The sequence below is a fragment of the Engelhardtia mirabilis genome (assembly GCF_007748095.1).
Lineage (GTDB): Bacteria > Planctomycetota > UBA1135 > UBA1135.
In genome coordinates, this window is the sequence record NZ_CP036287.1 from 1,900,931 (window position 1) to 1,918,074 (window position 17,144).

Below are 17,144 nucleotides of genomic sequence, written 5' to 3' on the forward strand. Positions count from 1 at the left end.
CATGGCGATCTCCGAAGCCAGGGCCGCGACGCCGTGGATCGATCGACGCGCGGCCGCTCCAGCCCGAGAGGCGGATTCGATCGCCAGCGGCGCGAGCGACGTGGTCGTGCTCGGCGGCGGCATGGCGGGGCTGGCCACCGCCGCCCGCTTGCAAGCGCGGGGCGTCTCCACGGTGGTCCTCGAGGCGCACGCGACGCCCGGCGGGTGCGCGGGCTGGTTCCGTCGCCGCGGCTTCACCTTCGACGCCGGTGCCACCACGCTGGTCGACTTCGGACCCGGCGGCGTAGGGGGCGAGCTCCTGGATGAGATCGGCTTGGGCGCGGTCGACGGAGAAGCCCTGCCCGGCTACACCGCTTGGCTCCCCGACCGCACGGTCGACCTCGATCGAGATCCGGACAAGTGGAGCGAGACGCGCTTGGCGGCCTTCGGTAGTTCGGCGGGGCACCGCCGGTTCTGGGAGACGCTCGACGCCATCGCGAGCACCTTCTGGAGGGTCAGTCGCCGGGGCGGCTCCCTGCCGATCCACGGACTCGGCGACCTCGCCCGGGCGGCGCGCGCGGTCGGTGTGCGCGAGAGCCTGCGGGCGCGGTACCTGACTTGGACCCTCGGCGACCTCCTCCGGCGTCACGGCCTCGACGCCGACCGGCCCCTGAGGGCCTTCCTCGGAATGCTCGTCGAAGACACCGTGCATGGGAGGGTCGACACGGCCCCGCTTGTCAATGCGGCACTGGGGATCACGATTCGCGGCGCCGGCCTCACGCGCGCGCGCGGGGGCATGGCCGGCTTCTGGAGGCGGTTCGTCGCTCACTATCACAGCCTCGGAGGCCGGCTCGTCACCCGCTGCCGGGTCGAGCGCGTGTCGGCGGCCGGTCGGTCCTTCGTCGTCGACACCAGCCGCGGCACGTTCACGGCTCGGCAGGTCGTCAGCGCGTTGCCGGCCGAGCTCACGGCGCGCGTCGCTTCCGAGCCCGTCGCTCGGCGGCTGGCGCCGCACCTGATGCGGAATTCCGAAGCGGTCGGCGGAGCCGTCGTGGTGTACCTCGGCGTCCCCGAGGCGGAAGTGCAGGGCCCCCGCTGGACCCACCACCAGTTGCTCCACGACTACGACGCTCCCCTCGGCATGGGCAACAACATGTTCGTCTCGGTCTCCGCGCCGGGCGACCTCGCCAGCGCCCCTGCGGGCCACCGGGTCGTGATGGTGTCGACGCACTGCGAGCTCGATGCCTGGGAAGGGCTCGAACCGCGAGAGTACGCACGGGCCAAGAAGGCAGCCAAGGAGCGCCTGATCGGCCTGGCGCGCCGCGTCTACCCCGACCTCGCTCGCAATCCCGTGGTGGTCGAGACGGGGACCCCGCGCACCTTCCTGCGCTTCGTCGGCCGGCCGCGAGGGGCCGTCGGCGGGTATCGGCTTCACCTCGGCAACGCCAACCTACGGGCCATTCCCCAGGACATCGGAGTGCCGGGGTTCCACCTCGTGGGGGACACGACTTGGCCTGGACTGGGCACCGTGGCCAGCGTCCTCGGCAGTCGAGTGGCCGCGAGGAACGTGCTGGCCGAGCTGGGGTCGGAGGTCGGGTGAGCGCTGGCGTTCGCGCGCCCGCGGCCTCGCAGCCGCCGTGGCTCGAGTCGCTGGGGAACGACCTCCTGGCGACGAGTCGGCGGCAGCGGTGGAGGACGCTCTCGCGCCCGATCTGGCTGGTTGCCGCCTATGTGATCGCCGCGGCGTGCGGCCACTACTGGGCCCTGCCGCTGATCATGGTCCCGCTCTTCCTTTCGGTCGTCACCGCGGCCCACGACGTCGTCCACGGCGCATTGGGCCTCGACCGCCGTGGGACCGAGTGGGCACTGGCCCTACTGGGCGCGGTGCTCTTCGAGAGCGGCCACGCCTATCGATGGACCCATCGTCGCCACCACCTGGTGTTTCCGGGGTCGGACGACCCGGAGGGGGCCCCGGCCAAGGGGAGCTGGCTGGGGGCGATCCTCGAGGCCCCCTGCTTCCTGCCGCGCCTGTGGTGGTGGGCCTTCCATCGGGCGCGGGGCCGTCGAGCCGAGCGAGCGTGGTTGCTGGCCGAGGCGAGTTGGTTCCTCGTCGCCGCCGTGGCGGCCGTCGTGGCACTCGGTCGCTGGCCCTCCGCCTCGGCGTACTTCGCCATGGCCCTGGTCGGGAGCTGGAGCTACCCGTTGCTGACGGTGCACCTGCCGCATCGCAACTACGGCGACACCCCAGTCAGCCAGACCCACACCCTGCGAGGTCGGCTCGTTCCCCGCCTCCTGCTCGAGCTGACCTACCACCTCGAGCACCACCTCTACCCGAGTGTGCCGAGCCACAACCTGCCGATCCTCTCCGAGCGCCTCGAGCCCTGGCTGCGGGAGCAGGGGGTTACGCCGAGGCGCGTGCCGTGACCAGGTCGAGACTGCGCCAAGGCGCCGGCTCGCGGGGTTGCCAACTCGTGTCGCCGCTCTGAGGGAGAGCCATGCGACCGCTTCCGAAGTCTGCGCGGCGAACGTATTCCAAGAGCCAGTTCGACCGGTCCACCGGCCTTCCTCGAGCCGAGCCGCCTCCGAACGCCGCGCACCTCGCCGCTGCTGGGCAGCGACGAGGTGCGCGTCTCTCGATGCTCACGTGCCTGGCACCCTCTTGTTGCTGATCAACAACGAGGTGTGCGACTCCGTATGGTCAGAAGCCGACCGTGAAGCGGATCCCGTTCGAGGCCTCGACTTCCAGCCCCGGCAGGGCGAAGGGATCGACGAACCAGAACTGGGCGAAGTACTGGGCGCCATAGAGCAGGGGATCGTTCGGCACGGTCCAGCCGGTGCCCACACTTCCGAACTGGGTGACGGGGGGCAGGGTCAGGATCACGGGATCGGCGACCAGCAGCAGCTCACCGAAGATCGGCAGCGCGGTCGGCGCGGTGCCGCCGACCACGAAGGGCAGGTGGCCCGGGGTGGCCGGGGCGACGCCGATGACGGCGGTCTGGCCTGCGACCGGCAGGGTCTTGGCGCTGAAGATCGGGCCGGAGGTGGGGCCATAGGAGTCGGCGGCGGCCAGCACCGAGGCCGGCGCCAGGCCCTGGGTCGCCTGGTTGGAGTTCAGGGAGAAGATGTAGGCCGCCCCGTCGGAGCCGTTGCCATAGCGGGCGCCCGCGAGGACCCAGCCGCCGGAGACTGCGACGGACATGCCGAGCTGATCGCCCCATTCGCCGCCGGTGTGCCACAGCTCCTCCTCGAGGTCGAAGCCGTCGCCGAAGATCTCCGGGCGGTAGACGAAGACCTGACCCGGCTTGTTGTCCGGCGTGGTGTAAGCGTAGGGAGCGCCGACGAGCAGGCGGCCGGTCTCGGGATCCAGGTCGAGCTCCTTCCCGAAGCCTGCGCTCGCGGAGCCCGGGGTGAGCTGCTCCACGAAGGTGAACTGCGGCAGCAGCCCGTTCGTGTCGGTGGTGTAGACGTAGACCGCGCCGTCGTCGACGTCGTTGGCCGTCACGCCGTCGGCGCCGACGGCGAGCATGTCACCGGCGAAGGCCAGGGTCTCGCCGAAGCGGTCGTGGGCCTCGGAGCCCGCGGCCTCGAGCGCGGCGCCGGACCAGACCTGGCCCGGGGCGACGAAGAAGGGCACGACGGCGCCGGTGTTGGGGGTCTGGGCCGAGGCGTCGAAGTAGGGCACGCCCGCCAGCACCTGGGCCGACTGCCCGTCCTCGGCGGCCTGGATCGCCACCGACCATCCGAGGTTGGGCCCGTAGGCGCTGGCGAGGTCCGCTTCGTGTTCGTAGGTCCCGTCGACCTCGCGGAAGACCGCCACGTGGCCCGGCTGGCCGTTGGCCTGGCGGACCCCGACGGCGAGCCACGGGCCGTCCGCGGCCAGCGAGTTGCCGAAGTAGTCGTCGCTGTCGAGGACCGTGTCGAACAGAGACTGGGACAGCTCCCAGCCGTCGTCGCCGAGGCGGTAGACGCGGACGGCGCCGACATTCTCGGCGACCTCGATGTCGAAGGTCGCATCGGCGACGAACAGGGTGTCGCCCCGCTGGAGGATCTCGTTGGCGAACCCCATCGAGGTCGGTGCGGGGCTGGAGAGGGTCTGCACCGGTACGAAGGTCCCGCCGTCCCGGCGATAGACCTGGACGGCCCGGGCGCCCTGGTCTCCGCCGGAGGCCGACACGAAGGCCCAGTTGTTCGAGATCTCGACCGCACCGCCGGCGGAATTCGAGCCTTGGCCGAGGTCGGGCGAGAGGGGCTCGAGATGGAACCAACCGTCACCGGCCAGGGCCGTGGATGAGAGCAGCAGCGCCGCGGTGGCGGCAGCGAAGGGAGTGTTCATCGATCTGGGGGGATGGGAGTTGCGTTGGGAATGCCGGGTCTTCCGGCGCCACCCCTCGACGCCGCTTGTGGCCCTGGCTGCCGACAGGGTTTCCCGAGAAAGATCCCGACCCGGAGCCAGGGACCATCCGCGGCCCCTGGTCGTCCATCGCTCGGACGTCGGGGCGCGCCCTTGCCAGGGGCGGTACCCCACCCATGCCTCGGCGCGCGCAGGGGGCCGACCCTGGGGAGGAGCGGCCGCGCCGTCGCTCTGGGTAGCGGGGCGGCTCGTGCGGATTTCGAGGAACTCTCCGCTGGGTCAGGTCTCCAAGGGGGTCGACGGCGCCCGCGTGCGGCGCCACCCCACCAGCACTAGCACCGGATCCACCGCCATGCTCTCGAAGCTACTCCCCCGCAACGAACACCCCCTCGAACGCGCGGCCCGCGTGGCGATCGGCCTCGGGTTGATCGCAATCGTCTTCGTCGGTCCCCGGACGTCCTGGGGCTGGTTGGGCGTCGTGCCGCTCGTCACCGGGCTGCTCGGCAGTTGCCCGGTCTACACGCTCTTCGGCCTGAGCACCTGCCCGGCGCGCGCCTGAGCCCCGTGGCAGTCGCGAGCGGCATTCCCCCGTCATGGTCGACCGCTGGAGTGCGCCGGCGCGTCGAACGCCCGCTGCAATCGGCTCCAGCGGCGTTCGATCTCGCGCTCTGGCGCGTCAAGTCCGAGCGCGATCCACGACGACTCCGTCGCGTACGACCAGGAGCGTGCCCTGCTCGATCGGCTCCCACGGCGCCGACGTGAGCGGCACGCTGGCGACTGCGGCGACGGGGCCGTTCCTCGCCGCGTGTCGAATGCGAATGCCAGGGACGTCGACGGGGTGAGGAGCGGTCTCGAGCGGATGGGTCAAGACGTGCAACCCGGGCCCGCGTCCTTCGCTGCCGTCGGCCGGCTCGCGCCAGTGGGCGTGGACGAACAGGGCGTCGCCGTCGGCGTAGAGGAAGTTCGCCTGGCCGAGTTCGGCGAACAGGGAAGCGCACTCACGGACGGCGGCGGTGCGCTCCAACAGCGGCGGCACCCCGACAGCTCCGAGCCACATGGGCTCGAGAGCCGACAGCAGGTAGCAGAAGGCGAGTTCCGAGTCCGTCTGACCGATGGGGCGGAAGCGGCCGAGACCCTTGGCCAGCCGCCCAATCTCCTGGCCCAGGTCGCCGTTGTGGCAGAAGACGTGGGACGTCCCGCCGAGCTCGCGCTCGAAGGGGTGGGTGTTGTCGAAGGAGATGTGCCCCTGGGACGCGTGGCGGATGTGTGAGACGACGAGCCCGCTCGCGTAGTCGTGCACCTCGATGAAGCGCACCAACTCGCTGTCCCCTGCCGGAGCGGGCTCCTTCATCAAGCGCGAGCTGCGTCCCGGGTAGTAGGCGATGCCCCAACCGTCGCGGTTCTCACCGCCGGGGTCGCCGTGCTCGGCGAACGCCTCGAAGGACAGACTGACCCTCGTCGGTTGGCGGCTGGACAGGGCGAACAGCTCACACATGGCGAGGTCGGGCCGGGTGGGGATCGACCTCGGGGCGAGCGCGGTGCGTGGCTTGCCCGCGCGTGTCCCCCAGCTCGCGCGCGTTCTCGAGGATCGCGAGGATCCGGCCGCGGGTCAGCAGACCTACGACCTGTCCGCCCCGGACCACGGGGACCTGGTTGACCCCGGCCTCGCCCAGGAGCTTGAGCGCGTCCCAGACCGAGGCGTCCTCGGAGACCGTGACGAGGTCGGACAGGCCCAACATCACGTCGCGCACGCGGGCCGCGGCGCGCTGCGCCCTGGGGACCTCTTTGATCTGATGCAGGGTCACCAGGCCCTCGACCTGTCCCCGCTCCGCGACGAAGAAGGCTCGGCGACCCTGGCTCAGGACGACGTCCTCCAGCGCCTCGTCGAGCGAGGCATCGCCGTCCACCGCGGGCTCGACCGGCTCCATGGCGTTCGCAACGCTGACGCCGCCGAGCTCGCGCTCCATGAGCACGCTGCGGGCGCTCCCCTGGGCGGCGCTGAGCAGGAACCAGCCGATGAAGGCCAGCCACAGGCCGTTGAACAGCGCGCCGAAGAAGAGCGCGATGACGATGCCGCCGCCGATCAAGAGGTAGGCGAAGAGGGAGCCGACGGCGCTCGCGGCGAGGGTGGCCCGATCGAAGTCGCCGGTGACCCGCCACACCGCGGCGCGCAGCAGTCGACCACCGTCGAGGGGGAAGCCGGGCACCAGGTTGAACGCGGCCAGGACGAGGTTGGTCGTGCCCAGCCAACCGAAGACCACGCCCAGGACGCCGGCGGCGCCGGCGTCGCCGCCCAGGAGCGCCGCCGCGCCGAGGAAGCCCAACCCGAGCAGCACGCTGACGGCCGGACCGGCCGCGGCGATCAGGAACTCGTCCCGCGGTCGCTCGGGCTCGCCGCTCAGGCGCGCGAGACCGCCGAAGATGAACAGCGTGATCGAGCGCACCGGCAGGCCCAGGGCCTGGGATGTCACGCTATGACCCAACTCGTGCAGCAGGATCGAGGCGAAGAACAGCAGGCTCGCGAGCAACCCCGCGCTCCAGGCCTGGGCCGGACTCCAGCTCTCGCCGTGGGCGAAGCCCTGGGCCAGGGAGAAGGTGATCAGCAGGAAGATGAACAGCCAGCTCCAGTCGAGCCCGATCTCGATCCCGAACAGTCGGCCGAGGGGAATCGCTGGGCGGCCGGCAGCGCGCTTCGAGGTTCCGCCCGATCGCGCCGAGGAGGAAGTGGGGCGGGGCTCGGGCGTCGGAGTGGTTTGTGGGCCGGTCATTGGGGTCGATTCGTCGGGGGACGCGATCAGGGGACACAGTCAGCAAGCGCGGCCAGGCCTGCGCCGCCGCAGCCGATTCCGCTGACCGGTACGGGCTAAGCCGGTTGGGTCTCTTGGACCCAATCCCGCGCTGCTTCGAGGTCGGACAGGGGGAAGTAGCGCACTTGCGCCGTGGTGAACGGGCGGCAGAAGATCGCCATTCCGTGCTCCCAGCGCTTCTCCCCGACCATCGCGACGCGGCGCAGGTCGCGGAAGTGCGCCAGGTCGAACTTGAAGTCCTCCCACATGGCGCCGGCGGTCCAGCCGTGGAAGTCGCGCATCACGAACAGGATCCGTAGCTTGCCGTGCTCGCGAATCTGCTCCTCGAGCAGCGGCACGAACTCCTCGTAGACCTCGCGGGACAACTTCCCACTCACGTGCACCTCGACGAGATCGTCGGCGGCCACGACGTCGACTTGGCCTTGCACGGCGCGCTCAGCCCTTCCCCGAAGCGGCGCGGGCCGCCTCGGAGGCTGCCTCGTGCCGCAGTCGCTCGAGCGCCGTGTGCGCGGTGGTGGGTAGTTCCACCTCCCGACGCGGACTTTGGAAGGCGAGCAGGACGGGTCTTGCGACGGAGTCGAAGCCGGCCTTGCTCAGTTCGTCGAGGGCGTGGTGCACGGCGCGCAGCTGATGTTCCTCGCCGGGCGGATCGAGCAGGATCTCCAGCACCCGTCGCAACCCTGTCTCTCCGAGCTTGCCGAGCCCCTCACCGGCCGCCCAGCGGCAGTCCGATTCCTCGTCGTCGAGGTGCTCCACGAAGGTGTCGAGTGCCTCCGGGTCGCCGATTGCGGCCAGGACTCTCAGCGCCTCGTGGCGAGCCCCGGGACCGGCAGGCTTCAGGAAGCGGACCAGTTGCCCGGTCGCCGGCCGCCCGACGGCCTCCAGCGCCTCTCGGGCGTGCTTGCGGTCCTCACTCGAATCGCTCTCCAAGCGCCTGATGGCGGCGTCGATCGTCGCGAAGTTCGAACTCATCGTTCCCACGTCCCTTTCTTCTACCGGGTGTTCACTCTCACGTCGCGCGGTGCAATGTACGAGCCCGGGGACGCGATGTTGGAGCTGCCGCTCGAGCGGTTGTTCGATGCGGCGAAACTGACGTTGCCGTCAGCGTCAGCATCCGAGGCACCGTGCTGAAACACCGTGCTGAACCGCCGTGCTGAAACACCGTCCACGACCTGGCACACCTGCCGTCCCCGGTCAGATCGGCGTGCATGACGTACAGGACCGCCACGGATGTCGCCACGATCACCGGGACGGCAGCGGCGCCGCTGCCCCCACACAAGCCTCCCTTGCGGAGAAGCGGACCGCTTGAACGGTGTCCCTAGAGCGATCGTTCTGAGCCGGGCTCTGCGAGCAGGACGAGGCCGACGAGTGCTTCCATCGACGGAACCGGTGAGAAGACCTTGGCGCGCCACGACGGAGCGCCATTCGCTGCGTCAGGGGGTAACCGCACGGAGGCCGTTCGACGCGGCGAGCCCCGCGGTCGCCATGGGGTCCACGATCCAGGCCTGGAACCAGACCGAAAGTAGCTCGGGCAATCCCGCCGGCCAGGTCGCGGGCAGGACCCAGTCGCCCGTGCCCGAAGTGGGCAGGGGACCGAGGATGATGTCCGGAGCGGGCACGAGCGTGCCGCCGAAGAGCGGCAGGTCCAGCAGTTGGAAGCCCATCACGAGGAAGCTCGGCGCATTCGGCCGCGCGGACGACAGGGTGACCGACAGCGGATCCCCGCCCTGAAGCAGGCCCGTCCCGACGAGCTTGGGCGTGCCCGCGGTCCCGGCCAGGCCAGCGCCGTGCTCGGTCCAAGTCCCGACAACGGTGACTCGGCAGCCGAGGTCGCCATCGGGGTCGCTGTTGTCGAACCATTGGGAGTCGTGGTTCCCGATGAACAAGTACAGGGCGCCGACGGGGATGGCGACCACGACGTTCGGTTGGGCCGCGCTGGTGATGCGGAAGTCCTCGGGGATGTCGGTGGGCTGGCCGCCACTGAGAGTGGGAGCGGAGATGAACTCCACTCCAGCGTCGATCGCACCCGGGACCCGGTGCAGGAGCTCGGGCCCGAGCAGGGTCGGGCTGGAGGAGTAGAGGCCGATCAGGCTCAGGATCGTGTCCCCCGACGGGCCGTTGTCGAGGTCGCCAAAGCCCTCGAGGAGCAGCGACTTGCCCGGCACCGCTCCCAGCCCGGCGAGGGGCACCACGGCGGCTGAGCCGGCCGAATCGCTCGAGTGCACGTGCAGGTAGCAGGCCTTCGGCCCGAGCGGCACGTCGGTGGACTGGGCCTGAGCCGGGAACGAGGTCAAGCAGGCGGTCGTGGTGAGGCCAGCGAGGGCTGCGCGGCGCGAGAGTCGCTTCATGGTGGTGGTGCCGGGTGAGGAGTCGGGGGTGGCGTCGGCCGTAGGGGGGGCGCGTCCTTGGGATCCGGCCTGCCGCGGCTGCGTCCCGCTGCCTTCTGGAGAACTCATGTCGGTGACGTAGGTCCTGCGGAGCAGCTCCCCCTGGGATGTTGCAGCAGCATGGGCTTCGAACCGTGAAGACGGTCCCGCCGGGCCTCGGCTTGTCGTCCGCCGGTGACTGACTCGAGACCCGGGAAGGAGCGGTTGCTCGGACGGCTACCGATTCGCCGACGCTCGCCCGGCCACTTCGTGCCAGCGACTTCTGCCGTAGCGCGGCGCCGTCTTGAAGGCGGGGCCTTGCGGCGCCCGATTCTGCCCCTACAGATCCTCCCCGTGCGAAATCTACCTGTCTGGTGCCCGTGAAACCGCCCGAGCGGATCGCGCGGGACCAGTTCCTGGCAGATCGGCACGGCAAGACCTTTGCGGACGTCCTGAACGAGCCGGGCACCCCCTTCGACGAGGTGCTGTCGTTCTTCAACCATGCCGAGCGCCAGCAGCGCATGGAGGACGCCGAGATCCACCACGATCGCGCTCCCCTGGCCGGTGTGGTGCGAGAGCTCGAGTCCGAGCCAGTGCTGGGGCGTTTCTTCGAGACGGCCGACCGCCGCCGCAGCACGCGCTTGCGCCAGGCCATCGGTGTGCTCGTGAGGCTCATCATGGAGCGGCGTGGCTGGGTCACGACGGGCAAGAAGGGCTCGCTCGGCGTTCGAAGCGCCACGGGTCCCTTGTCGCAGGATCACAACACGGGCGGCCTCGCCCTGTGGTTCATCCGGGCCGAGCGCTACCACCGCGTGGGCGGAGTGCATTTCCGCTCGACCCGCGAGCGCTGCGCGGACCTCGGCGGCGTCGGGCATCACAGAGAGCGCGAACGGACCGAGGGCGGAGCTCCTGCAGCCGATGCGGGCCGCCAACCTTGACCACGAACCCCAGCAGTCCCTTGCGATCCAAGGGCAGAAGAGCGCGGAGCCCATGGAGACTTTGAGAATCCCCCTCGCAGCCAAGCAGCAGTACGCCAAGGCGCACGCAGAGCACTACGGCGAACACGACCTGCTCGCGGCCCTGCGGGACTACGAACAAGTGATCGTGGTCTATCCGGAATCGCCCGAGGCCCACTACGCGCGCCGGCAGATCCTCTGCATCGTCAACAGGGTCGTTCCAGAGCAGGAGCTTCGGTTGGCGCAGGAGGCCCTGGCCGAGAACGCGCTGGCCCTTCAAGACCTGCAACGGGAGCGCGACGCAGCGGCGATCGCGAACCCGTCATGAAGTCCGGCCAGCCGAACGGATCCGTTGTCTCCATCGCAAGGGAGCGGCAGTCGTCCCTGTGGAATCTGCCGGAGGCGCAGGGCGACCCGGAGCGGACGTCCCCGTCGCCCCCCCGCGCGATCAGCAAGATCGCCATGATCGGCAACCACATGCCGCGTCAGTGTGGGATCGCCACGTTCACGACGCACCTGAGCGATTCGATCGGTGTGGCCTTCCCGGAGGTCGACTGCTTCGTGCTGGCCATGAACGACGTGGTGCACCGGCACGTCTATCCGAGCCGAGTGCGATTCGAGATCGCCGAGGGCGACCTGGCGTCGTACCACCGCGCTGCCGACTTCCTGAACGTCAACACCGTCGACGTGGTCTGCCTGCAGCACGAGTACGGCATCTTCGGCGGCCCGGCCGGGAGCCACATCATCGCCCTCCTGCGCGACCTGCGGATGCCGGTCGTCACGACGCTGCACACGATCCTCGCCGAGCCGAACGCTGCCCAGCGGGCGGTGATGGACGAGCTGTTCGGCCTCTCCGAGCGCGTGGTCGTCATGAGCGAGCGCGGCGTCGACCTCCTGCGCAGTGTCCACCAGGTGCCGGACGGCAAGATCGACCTGATTCCACACGGGATCCCGTTCTTGCCCGACGGCCGCTCCAGCAAGCAGCGCATCGGCGTCGAGGGCAAGCGCGTGCTTTTGACCTTCGGCCTGCTCTCGCCAGACAAGGGCATCGAGTACGCCATCGACGCCCTGCCGCAGATCCTCGAGCAGCAGCCGAACACGGTCTACATCGTCCTGGGTGTGACGCACCCGCACGTGAAGGACCAACACGGTGAGGCCTATCGCCTGATGCTCCAGAATCGCGCGCGGCGCCTCGGCGTCGGGTCGAGCGTCATCTTCTACGACCGCTTCGTGAGCCAGGACGAGCTCAACGACTTCCTGTCGGCCGCGGACATCTACGTCACGCCCTACCTGAAGGCCGAGCAGATCACCTCCGGGACCCTCGCCTACGCGGTTGGGTCCGGCAAGGCCGTGATCTCGACGCCGTACTGGTACGCCACCGAACTGTTGGAGGAAGAGCGCGGGGTGCTCGTCCCCTGGCGGGACTCCGCCGCGATCGCGAGCGCCGCCATCGAGCTGCTCGGCGACGATGAGAAGCGTGGCGCCATCTGTCGACGGGCGGCAGCCTACGGCCGCGACATGACCTGGCCGGCCGTGGCCCTCGAGTACGGCCAGAGCTTCGAGCGCGCGCGCGTCGGTCAGGAGCAGCGCATGCGCACGGTCTTCCACGCGAAGACCTTGGCCAGTCGCCCGGTCGAGCTGCCGGCGCTCGTGTTGGACCACCTGCGGCACATGACCGACGGCACCGGCCTGCTGCAGCACGCCGCCTTCACCGTTCCTCGCCTCGAGGACGGCTACTGCCTGGACGACAACGCCCGAGGCCTGGCGGTCATGGCCCTGGCGGAGGAGGCCGGGACGGGGGATCGAGAGCTGATCCGCTCCCTGGGCTCGCGCTACCTGGCGTTCGTGCGCTACGCCTGGAACCCCGAGATCGGGCGCTTTCGCAACTTCATGTCCTTTCGTCGGAGCTGGCAGGAGGAGTCGGGTTCGGAGGACAGCCACGGGCGGGCCCTCTGGGCGCTGGGGACCGTGGTCGGTCGCTCGGCGGGTCCGGGGCGGCGCTCCCTCAGCGGCGACCTGTTCCACGCGGCACTCCCGGTCCTGTCCGAGTTCACGAGCCCGCGCGCGTGGGCCTTCGCCCTGCTCGGTCTCGAGGAGTACCTGCGCGCCTTCCAGGGCGACAGTCGGGTGGAGGCCGTGCGGGAGCTCCTGGCCGAGCGCCTGCTCGACCTTTTCAACCGCACCAGCGAACCCGATTGGCCTTGGTTCGAGGATAGCTTGACCTACTGCAGCGCTCGCATCGCCCAGGCCCTGCTGGTCTCGGGCGCGCGCATGGGGCGCGGCGACTTGGTCGAGGTCAGCCTTCGAGCGCTCGAATGGCTCAGCGACGTGCAGCGCTCTGCCGGGGGAGACTTCGCGCCCGTCGGCTCCGACGGCTTCTATGTGAAGGGCGGCCCCCGAGCGCGCTTCGATCAACAGCCCGTCGAGGCTTCGGCGATGGTCTCGGCCTGCCTGGCTGCCGGTCAGGTGACGGGCGACTCGAAGTGGTCGGTCTACGCCAGGCAAGCCTTCGACTGGTTCCTCGGCCAGAACGAGCTCCAGGAGCCGCTCTACGACGCGAGTACCGGCGGTTGTCGCGACGGGCTGCACGAAGACCGCGTCAACGAGAACCAGGGCGCCGAATCGACCCTCTCCTTCCTGCTGGCACTGCTCGAGATGCGAGCGGCCGATCGCATCGTGGGTGCGAACGCGAAGGCCCATCCGCTCACGGCAACGGTGGTCGCCAATGGCGACACCACACGGATCCCCAGATCGCGCGACATGGCTGCCTCGGCAAGCCAGGAAACCTCATGACCCCGACACCTGGCTACGAAGAGCTCTTTCACCGGCACGAAAAGAATCCGATCCTGACGGCGGCTGACTGGCCCTATGCAGTGCACTCGGTCTTCAACCCAGGCGCGACGCGGCTGGCCGACGGCACGACGCTGCTGCTCGCGCGCGTCGAGGATCGACGCGGGCTCTCACACCTGTGCGCCGCCCGCTCCGTGAACGGCGTCGACGGCTGGATCATCGACGAGCAGCCGACCCTGGCGTCGGACCCGGCCAAGCATCCCGAGGAGCTGTGGGGGATCGAGGACCCGCGCATCACCTTCGTCGACGAACTCGGCAAGTACGCCGTGGCCTATACGGCGTTCAGCGAGGGAGGGCCGGGAGTTGCTCTGGCCCTGACGCGCGACTTTCGGGAGTTCGAGCGGTGTGGACTGGTGATGCAGCCGGACGACAAGGATGCCTGCCTGCTGCCGCGCCGCATCGATGGCAACTACGCCCTGATCCACCGGCCCGTGCACGATCAGGGGGCGCACATCTGGATCTCGTACTCGCCCGACCTCCGCAACTGGGGTGGTCACAAGGTCATGCTCCAGGCGCGCAAGGGCGGCTGGTGGGATGCGAACAAGGTCGGCCTGTCCCCGCCCCTGATCGCGACCCCAGAGGGCTGGCTCATGATCTACCACGGTGTCCGGAACACCGCCGCCGGCGCGCTCTACCGACTCGGTCTGGCGCTGTTCGACCTCGAGCGTCCGGAGGTCTGTATCGCCCGGGGTGATTCGTGGGTCTTCGGTCCGGAGGCGAGCTACGAATGCCACGGGGACGTGGGTAACGTCGCCTTCCCGTGTGGCTACACGATCGGCGCGGACGGTGACACGATCTTCCTCTACTACGGCGCCGCGGACACCAGCATCGCCCTCGCTACCGGAAGCGTGCGCGCGCTGTTGGCCTGGTTGGCGAAGAGCTGAGGGGCTGGACCTGGCTGCGGCGCAAAGCACCCACGCGAGGTGCGACGGGCGGGGTTCGGTGGTGCCGACGGATCCCAAGTCGCATCCCTGGTGGTCTCGGGTCCTCGGTGACGAACCAGGCCGCTTTCGGCGAGCGGCCATGGGGAGCCTCGCGTGGAGGTCCAGGGCTCCGGATTGCGGGTCCGCGCGCGACCGATTCGACAAGCAGTCCCACATCCCCCGGCGCTCCCGGGCACTTTCGCCGCCCTACATCCCCGGAGGGGACACTAGGCTTGACCCTCTCGCAACGAACTGGCCGTTGCCACCTCAGCCTGTCTCCCGGCCCTACCGGGCTCGCTCGGCGCCGCCGACCAGCAACCTTTCGGACCATGAGATCACCGTCACCTGTCGCTCTCTCGACGCTGACCTATCCGACGCTGGCGCTTGCTCTGGCCCTGTGCCTGCCTGCGTCCCGCGCCGTGGCCCAAACGACGTGGCATGTGGACGGCAGCGTGGCGGGCCCGGGTAGTGGCAGCGCGGCAGATCCCTTCGCCTCGATCCAGGCCGCGATCGACAGCAACGCGGCCGTCGACGGTGACACGATCCTGGTCGGTCCAGGCACCTACGCGGAGCTGGTGGACCTGGGGACCAAGGAGCTGGTCCTGCGTAGCTCGGCGGGCGCGGACCAGACGATCATCGACGCGACCATCCAATGGTCGCTCGAGCAGAGCGCGATCAAGATCCGCGGCGGTCAGGGTTCGGCCTGCCGCGTGGAGGGCTTCACGGTTGTCGGTGGGGAGGGTACGCAGCTCGTGGAGCCCCTGTTCGGCACGACCGTGTTCGCGGGGGGCGGATTGCTGGTCCTGGGCACGTCGCCCACGGTCGTCGACTGCGTCTTCCTGAGCAACACGCCGGGGATCGGCGGGGGCGCCTACATTCGCGACGGGTCGCCCGCCTTCAATGGCTGCAGGTTCGACGGCAACACGACCTTGCGCGAGGGCGGAGCGATCCAAGCGACGAACTCGGACCTGACCCTCGTCGACGTCGAGCTGCGCCAGAACAAGGCCGAGGCCGGGGACGGCGGAGGGATCCACCTGGTGGGCGGCAGCTTGACCATGGTCGGTGGGCTCTTGGAGGGCAACACGGCCTGGAACGGCGGCAGCGGCGGGAACGTCGCCCTGCGCCAGGGCGCAGCGGCCCAACTGGTCAACGTGTCGATCAGGGGCGGGCGCACGCTCGACGGGAACGGCGCCGGCCTGTGGGTCGACGCCAGCAGCGCCCAGTTGCTGCAGTGCGAGTTGTCGACCAACTTCGCGGGCGATGTCTTCAGCAACCGCGAGGGAGGCGCGGTCTACGTCCTTTCCGGCGAGCTCGAGCTGCGGTCCTGCACCTTGACCGGGAACTCGAGCGCGCGCGGGGGCGCGGTGTTCGTGCAGGACAGCACGGCCACCGCGGTCGACTCGAGCTTCGTGGACAACGTCGTCGTCTCGGGCGGCTCGTTCTACTACGCCGACGGGGGCGGGCTCGGCGCCAGCCAGTCGGCGGTGGTCCTCGACCGCTGCGACTTCGTCGGCAACCGGGCTTGGAACCAGAGCCCCGACAGCTGGGTCCCCATCGCCCGGGGTGGAGCCCTGTGGACCGACTCGGGGAGCGTCGTCGCCCTCGACTGCGCGTTCCGCCAGAACGAGGCCTACTACGACGCATGGGCTGATGCCAGTGGTCAGAAGCCCGTCCCGGGCGCCCAGGGCGGCGCCGTCTTCGGACCCGCGACGATCGTCGGCTCGCGCTTCTTCGCGAACCGTGCCCACTCGAATCCTGCGGTGTTGACCGGGCGGGCCGAGGGCGGCGCGGTGTTCGGCGCACGCTTGCGCGGCTGCCTGCTGGTCATGAACGAGGTCCAAGGCGTGGGGCCGGTGCCGGACGTCGGCCCGGCGGCCCAGGCCGCGTCGCTGCGCTGCTGCGTGCTCGGCGTCAACCTGCCGTCCAGCCTGCCCCCGCTCGGGCCGCTCTGCGTCGAGCAGACCTGTCCCTGATCGGTCGTCGGGGTCCCAGCCGGAGCTCCGGACGCCGATTGCCGCAGGGTACGGCGTTCGACGGCGCGCCTCGGCTTCGCGGCTGGTACCACCGCCTCCCAGACCACAACCCCCAGCCGCACCCCATGCGAATCCGCCCAGCGCTCCTGGTCAGCACCCTGTTCAGCTTGCACCTCATCGGCTGCGCGTCGACGCACGAGGTGGGCGCCGGGGGCTGGACCGAGCTGACCTTGGAGGACTTCGTCAACGTCAACGGTGACACGAACACCTGGACCGAATCCGACGGCGTGATCCTGTGCAGCGGCCGACCCCTGGGCGGTGCCCGGACCAAGCAGATCTATCGGAACTTCGAGTTGACCCTCGATTGGCGGCACCTGGAGCACGCTGGGAACTCGGGGGTCTTCCTCTGGTGCCCGGAGTCGGCCTTCACCGACCTGCCCCCGGGCACCCTGCCGCGCAGTGGGATCGAGGTGCAAGTGCTCGACCTCGGCTACGAGGAGAACTGGGAGGCCTCCAAGGGGGCGCCCTCCGATTGGTTCACGAGCCACGGCGACGTCTTCCCGGTGGGGGGCTCGTCGATGGTCGCGCGCACGCCGACGATCGACTACGTCGACGACCGAGGCGAGGCCTACACCGTGGGATCGCCGACCAGCTCGCGCAGTTTCCCCACGGCGCGCTTGGTGCGCCCAGCCGGTGAGTGGAACCACTACCGGATCGTGGCGATCGACGGAGCCGTGCGCCTGTGGGTGGGCGGCGAAGAGGTCAATGGCGGCTCGCAGTGCTCGCCGTCCGAGGGCTACCTGGCCCTGGAGGCCGAGGGCGCTCGGGTCGAGTACCGCAACCTCAGGCTGCGCGAGCTGCCCTGACGCATCCCGCAGCGCTCCGAACGCGGCCGCTCTCCTGGCATCTGGATTGCCACCAGGCCAGCGGCCGCGCGAC

General features: G+C 69.9%; 15 protein-coding genes. 9 read left to right on the forward strand and 6 right to left on the reverse strand.

Translation table 11 applies throughout. The features are described from left to right. The first annotated feature begins 1 nt into the window (after window position 1). Together Pla133_RS06860 and Pla133_RS06865 are read left to right on the forward strand one after the other, a co-directional pair. Complete coding sequence (locus Pla133_RS06860; RefSeq protein ID WP_145063994.1) at window positions 2-1,579, forward strand: phytoene desaturase family protein; 1,578 nt, start codon at window positions 2-4, stop codon at window positions 1,577-1,579. Next, window positions 1,576-2,403: a fatty acid desaturase family protein gene (locus Pla133_RS06865; RefSeq protein WP_145063997.1), complete on the forward strand. Its 828-nt coding sequence runs from the start codon at window positions 1,576-1,578 to the stop codon at window positions 2,401-2,403. The genes Pla133_RS06860 and Pla133_RS06865 overlap by 4 nt, the downstream gene beginning before the upstream one ends. Window positions 2,404-2,677: 274 nt before the next feature. Here Pla133_RS06865 and Pla133_RS06870 read toward each other — a convergent pair whose 3' ends face one another. Next, window positions 2,678-4,312 (reverse strand): FG-GAP repeat protein, encoded by a 1,635-nt coding sequence (locus tag Pla133_RS06870; protein ID WP_145064002.1) that lies wholly within the window; start codon window positions 4,310-4,312, stop codon window positions 2,678-2,680. 370 nt (window positions 4,313-4,682) lie between these two features. Here Pla133_RS06870 and Pla133_RS06875 point away from each other — a divergent pair, with 370 nt between their 5' ends. Further along, on the forward strand, window positions 4,683-4,889 hold the full coding sequence (locus tag Pla133_RS06875; RefSeq protein ID WP_145064006.1) for a YgaP family membrane protein: 207 nt from the start codon (window positions 4,683-4,685) through the stop codon (window positions 4,887-4,889). A gap of 117 nt (window positions 4,890-5,006) precedes the next feature. Here the strand turns inward: Pla133_RS06875 and Pla133_RS06880 are convergent, their stop codons facing one another. The 5 genes from Pla133_RS06880 to Pla133_RS06900 all read right to left on the reverse strand — a co-directional run bounded on the left by Pla133_RS06880 (window position 5,007) and on the right by Pla133_RS06900 (window position 9,485). Continuing rightward, a complete protein-coding gene (locus Pla133_RS06880; protein WP_145064011.1) occupies window positions 5,007-5,825 on the reverse strand; it encodes a class II glutamine amidotransferase in 819 nt (272 codons plus the stop codon). After that, window positions 5,818-7,098 carry a site-2 protease family protein gene (locus Pla133_RS06885; RefSeq protein WP_145064015.1) on the reverse strand — a complete coding sequence of 427 codons (1,281 nt, stop codon included), beginning with the start codon at window positions 7,096-7,098 and terminating at the stop codon, window positions 5,818-5,820. The genes Pla133_RS06880 and Pla133_RS06885 overlap by 8 nt, the downstream gene beginning before the upstream one ends. Before the next feature lie 95 nt (window positions 7,099-7,193). After that, window positions 7,194-7,565, reverse strand: a complete 372-nt coding sequence (locus tag Pla133_RS06890) for a SpoIIAA family protein (protein WP_145064018.1) — start codon at window positions 7,563-7,565, stop codon at window positions 7,194-7,196. Window positions 7,566-7,572: 7 nt separating this feature from the next. Continuing rightward, window positions 7,573-8,109, reverse strand: coding sequence for a HEAT repeat domain-containing protein (locus Pla133_RS06895; RefSeq protein ID WP_145064021.1), 537 nt, complete (start codon window positions 8,107-8,109; stop codon window positions 7,573-7,575). A 461-nt stretch (window positions 8,110-8,570) separates the two neighbouring features. After that, on the reverse strand, window positions 8,571-9,485 hold the full coding sequence (locus Pla133_RS06900; RefSeq protein WP_145064025.1) for a hypothetical protein: 915 nt from the start codon (window positions 9,483-9,485) through the stop codon (window positions 8,571-8,573). Between the two features lie 398 nt (window positions 9,486-9,883). Here Pla133_RS06900 and Pla133_RS06905 point away from each other — a divergent pair, with 398 nt between their 5' ends. The 6 genes from Pla133_RS06905 to Pla133_RS06930 all read left to right on the forward strand — a co-directional run bounded on the left by Pla133_RS06905 (window position 9,884) and on the right by Pla133_RS06930 (window position 17,071). Then, window positions 9,884-10,441 (forward strand): hypothetical protein, encoded by a 558-nt coding sequence (locus Pla133_RS06905; protein ID WP_145064027.1) that lies wholly within the window; start codon window positions 9,884-9,886, stop codon window positions 10,439-10,441. 52 nt (window positions 10,442-10,493) lie between these two features. Then, window positions 10,494-10,787 (forward strand): hypothetical protein, encoded by a 294-nt coding sequence (locus tag Pla133_RS06910; RefSeq protein ID WP_145168312.1) that lies wholly within the window; start codon window positions 10,494-10,496, stop codon window positions 10,785-10,787. A gap of 134 nt (window positions 10,788-10,921) precedes the next feature. Further along, a complete protein-coding gene (locus tag Pla133_RS06915; protein ID WP_145064036.1) occupies window positions 10,922-13,252 on the forward strand; it encodes a glycosyltransferase family 4 protein in 2,331 nt (776 codons plus the stop codon). Beyond that, the gene (locus Pla133_RS06920) at window positions 13,249-14,193 is read left to right on the forward strand and encodes a glycoside hydrolase family 130 protein (protein WP_145064042.1); all 945 of its coding nucleotides are present in this window, start codon (window positions 13,249-13,251) and stop codon (window positions 14,191-14,193) included. Before Pla133_RS06915 ends, Pla133_RS06920 begins: the two co-directional genes overlap by 4 nt. Before the next feature lie 368 nt (window positions 14,194-14,561). Then, the gene (locus tag Pla133_RS06925) at window positions 14,562-16,205 is read left to right on the forward strand and encodes a right-handed parallel beta-helix repeat-containing protein (protein WP_145064047.1); all 1,644 of its coding nucleotides are present in this window, start codon (window positions 14,562-14,564) and stop codon (window positions 16,203-16,205) included. A gap of 125 nt (window positions 16,206-16,330) precedes the next feature. Then, window positions 16,331-17,071 carry a 3-keto-disaccharide hydrolase gene (locus Pla133_RS06930; RefSeq protein ID WP_145064052.1) on the forward strand — a complete coding sequence of 247 codons (741 nt, stop codon included), beginning with the start codon at window positions 16,331-16,333 and terminating at the stop codon, window positions 17,069-17,071. The last annotated feature ends 73 nt before the right edge of the window (window positions 17,072-17,144 follow it).

What these genes read in the sequence shown, in the direction of transcription:
- Pla133_RS06915 (WP_145064036.1), top strand. Translation starts at nt 10,922, where the DNA reads ATGATCGGCAACCACATGCCGCGTCAGTGTGGGATCGCCACGTTCACG.
- Pla133_RS06900 (WP_145064025.1), bottom strand. Translation starts at nt 9,485, where the DNA reads ATGAAGCGACTCTCGCGCCGCGCAGCCCTCGCTGGCCTCACCACGACC.
- Pla133_RS06860 (WP_145063994.1), top strand. Translation starts at nt 2, where the DNA reads ATGGCGATCTCCGAAGCCAGGGCCGCGACGCCGTGGATCGATCGACGC.
- Pla133_RS06880 (WP_145064011.1), bottom strand. Translation starts at nt 5,825, where the DNA reads ATGTGTGAGCTGTTCGCCCTGTCCAGCCGCCAACCGACGAGGGTCAGT.
- Pla133_RS06930 (WP_145064052.1), top strand. Translation starts at nt 16,331, where the DNA reads ATGCGAATCCGCCCAGCGCTCCTGGTCAGCACCCTGTTCAGCTTGCAC.
- Pla133_RS06875 (WP_145064006.1), top strand. Translation starts at nt 4,683, where the DNA reads ATGCTCTCGAAGCTACTCCCCCGCAACGAACACCCCCTCGAACGCGCG.
- Pla133_RS06910 (WP_145168312.1), top strand. Translation starts at nt 10,494, where the DNA reads ATGGAGACTTTGAGAATCCCCCTCGCAGCCAAGCAGCAGTACGCCAAG.
- Pla133_RS06870 (WP_145064002.1), bottom strand. Translation starts at nt 4,312, where the DNA reads ATGAACACTCCCTTCGCTGCCGCCACCGCGGCGCTGCTGCTCTCATCC.
- Pla133_RS06895 (WP_145064021.1), bottom strand. Translation starts at nt 8,109, where the DNA reads ATGAGTTCGAACTTCGCGACGATCGACGCCGCCATCAGGCGCTTGGAG.
- Pla133_RS06925 (WP_145064047.1), top strand. Translation starts at nt 14,562, where the DNA reads ATGAGATCACCGTCACCTGTCGCTCTCTCGACGCTGACCTATCCGACG.
- Pla133_RS06920 (WP_145064042.1), top strand. Translation starts at nt 13,249, where the DNA reads ATGACCCCGACACCTGGCTACGAAGAGCTCTTTCACCGGCACGAAAAG.
- Pla133_RS06885 (WP_145064015.1), bottom strand. Translation starts at nt 7,098, where the DNA reads ATGACCGGCCCACAAACCACTCCGACGCCCGAGCCCCGCCCCACTTCC.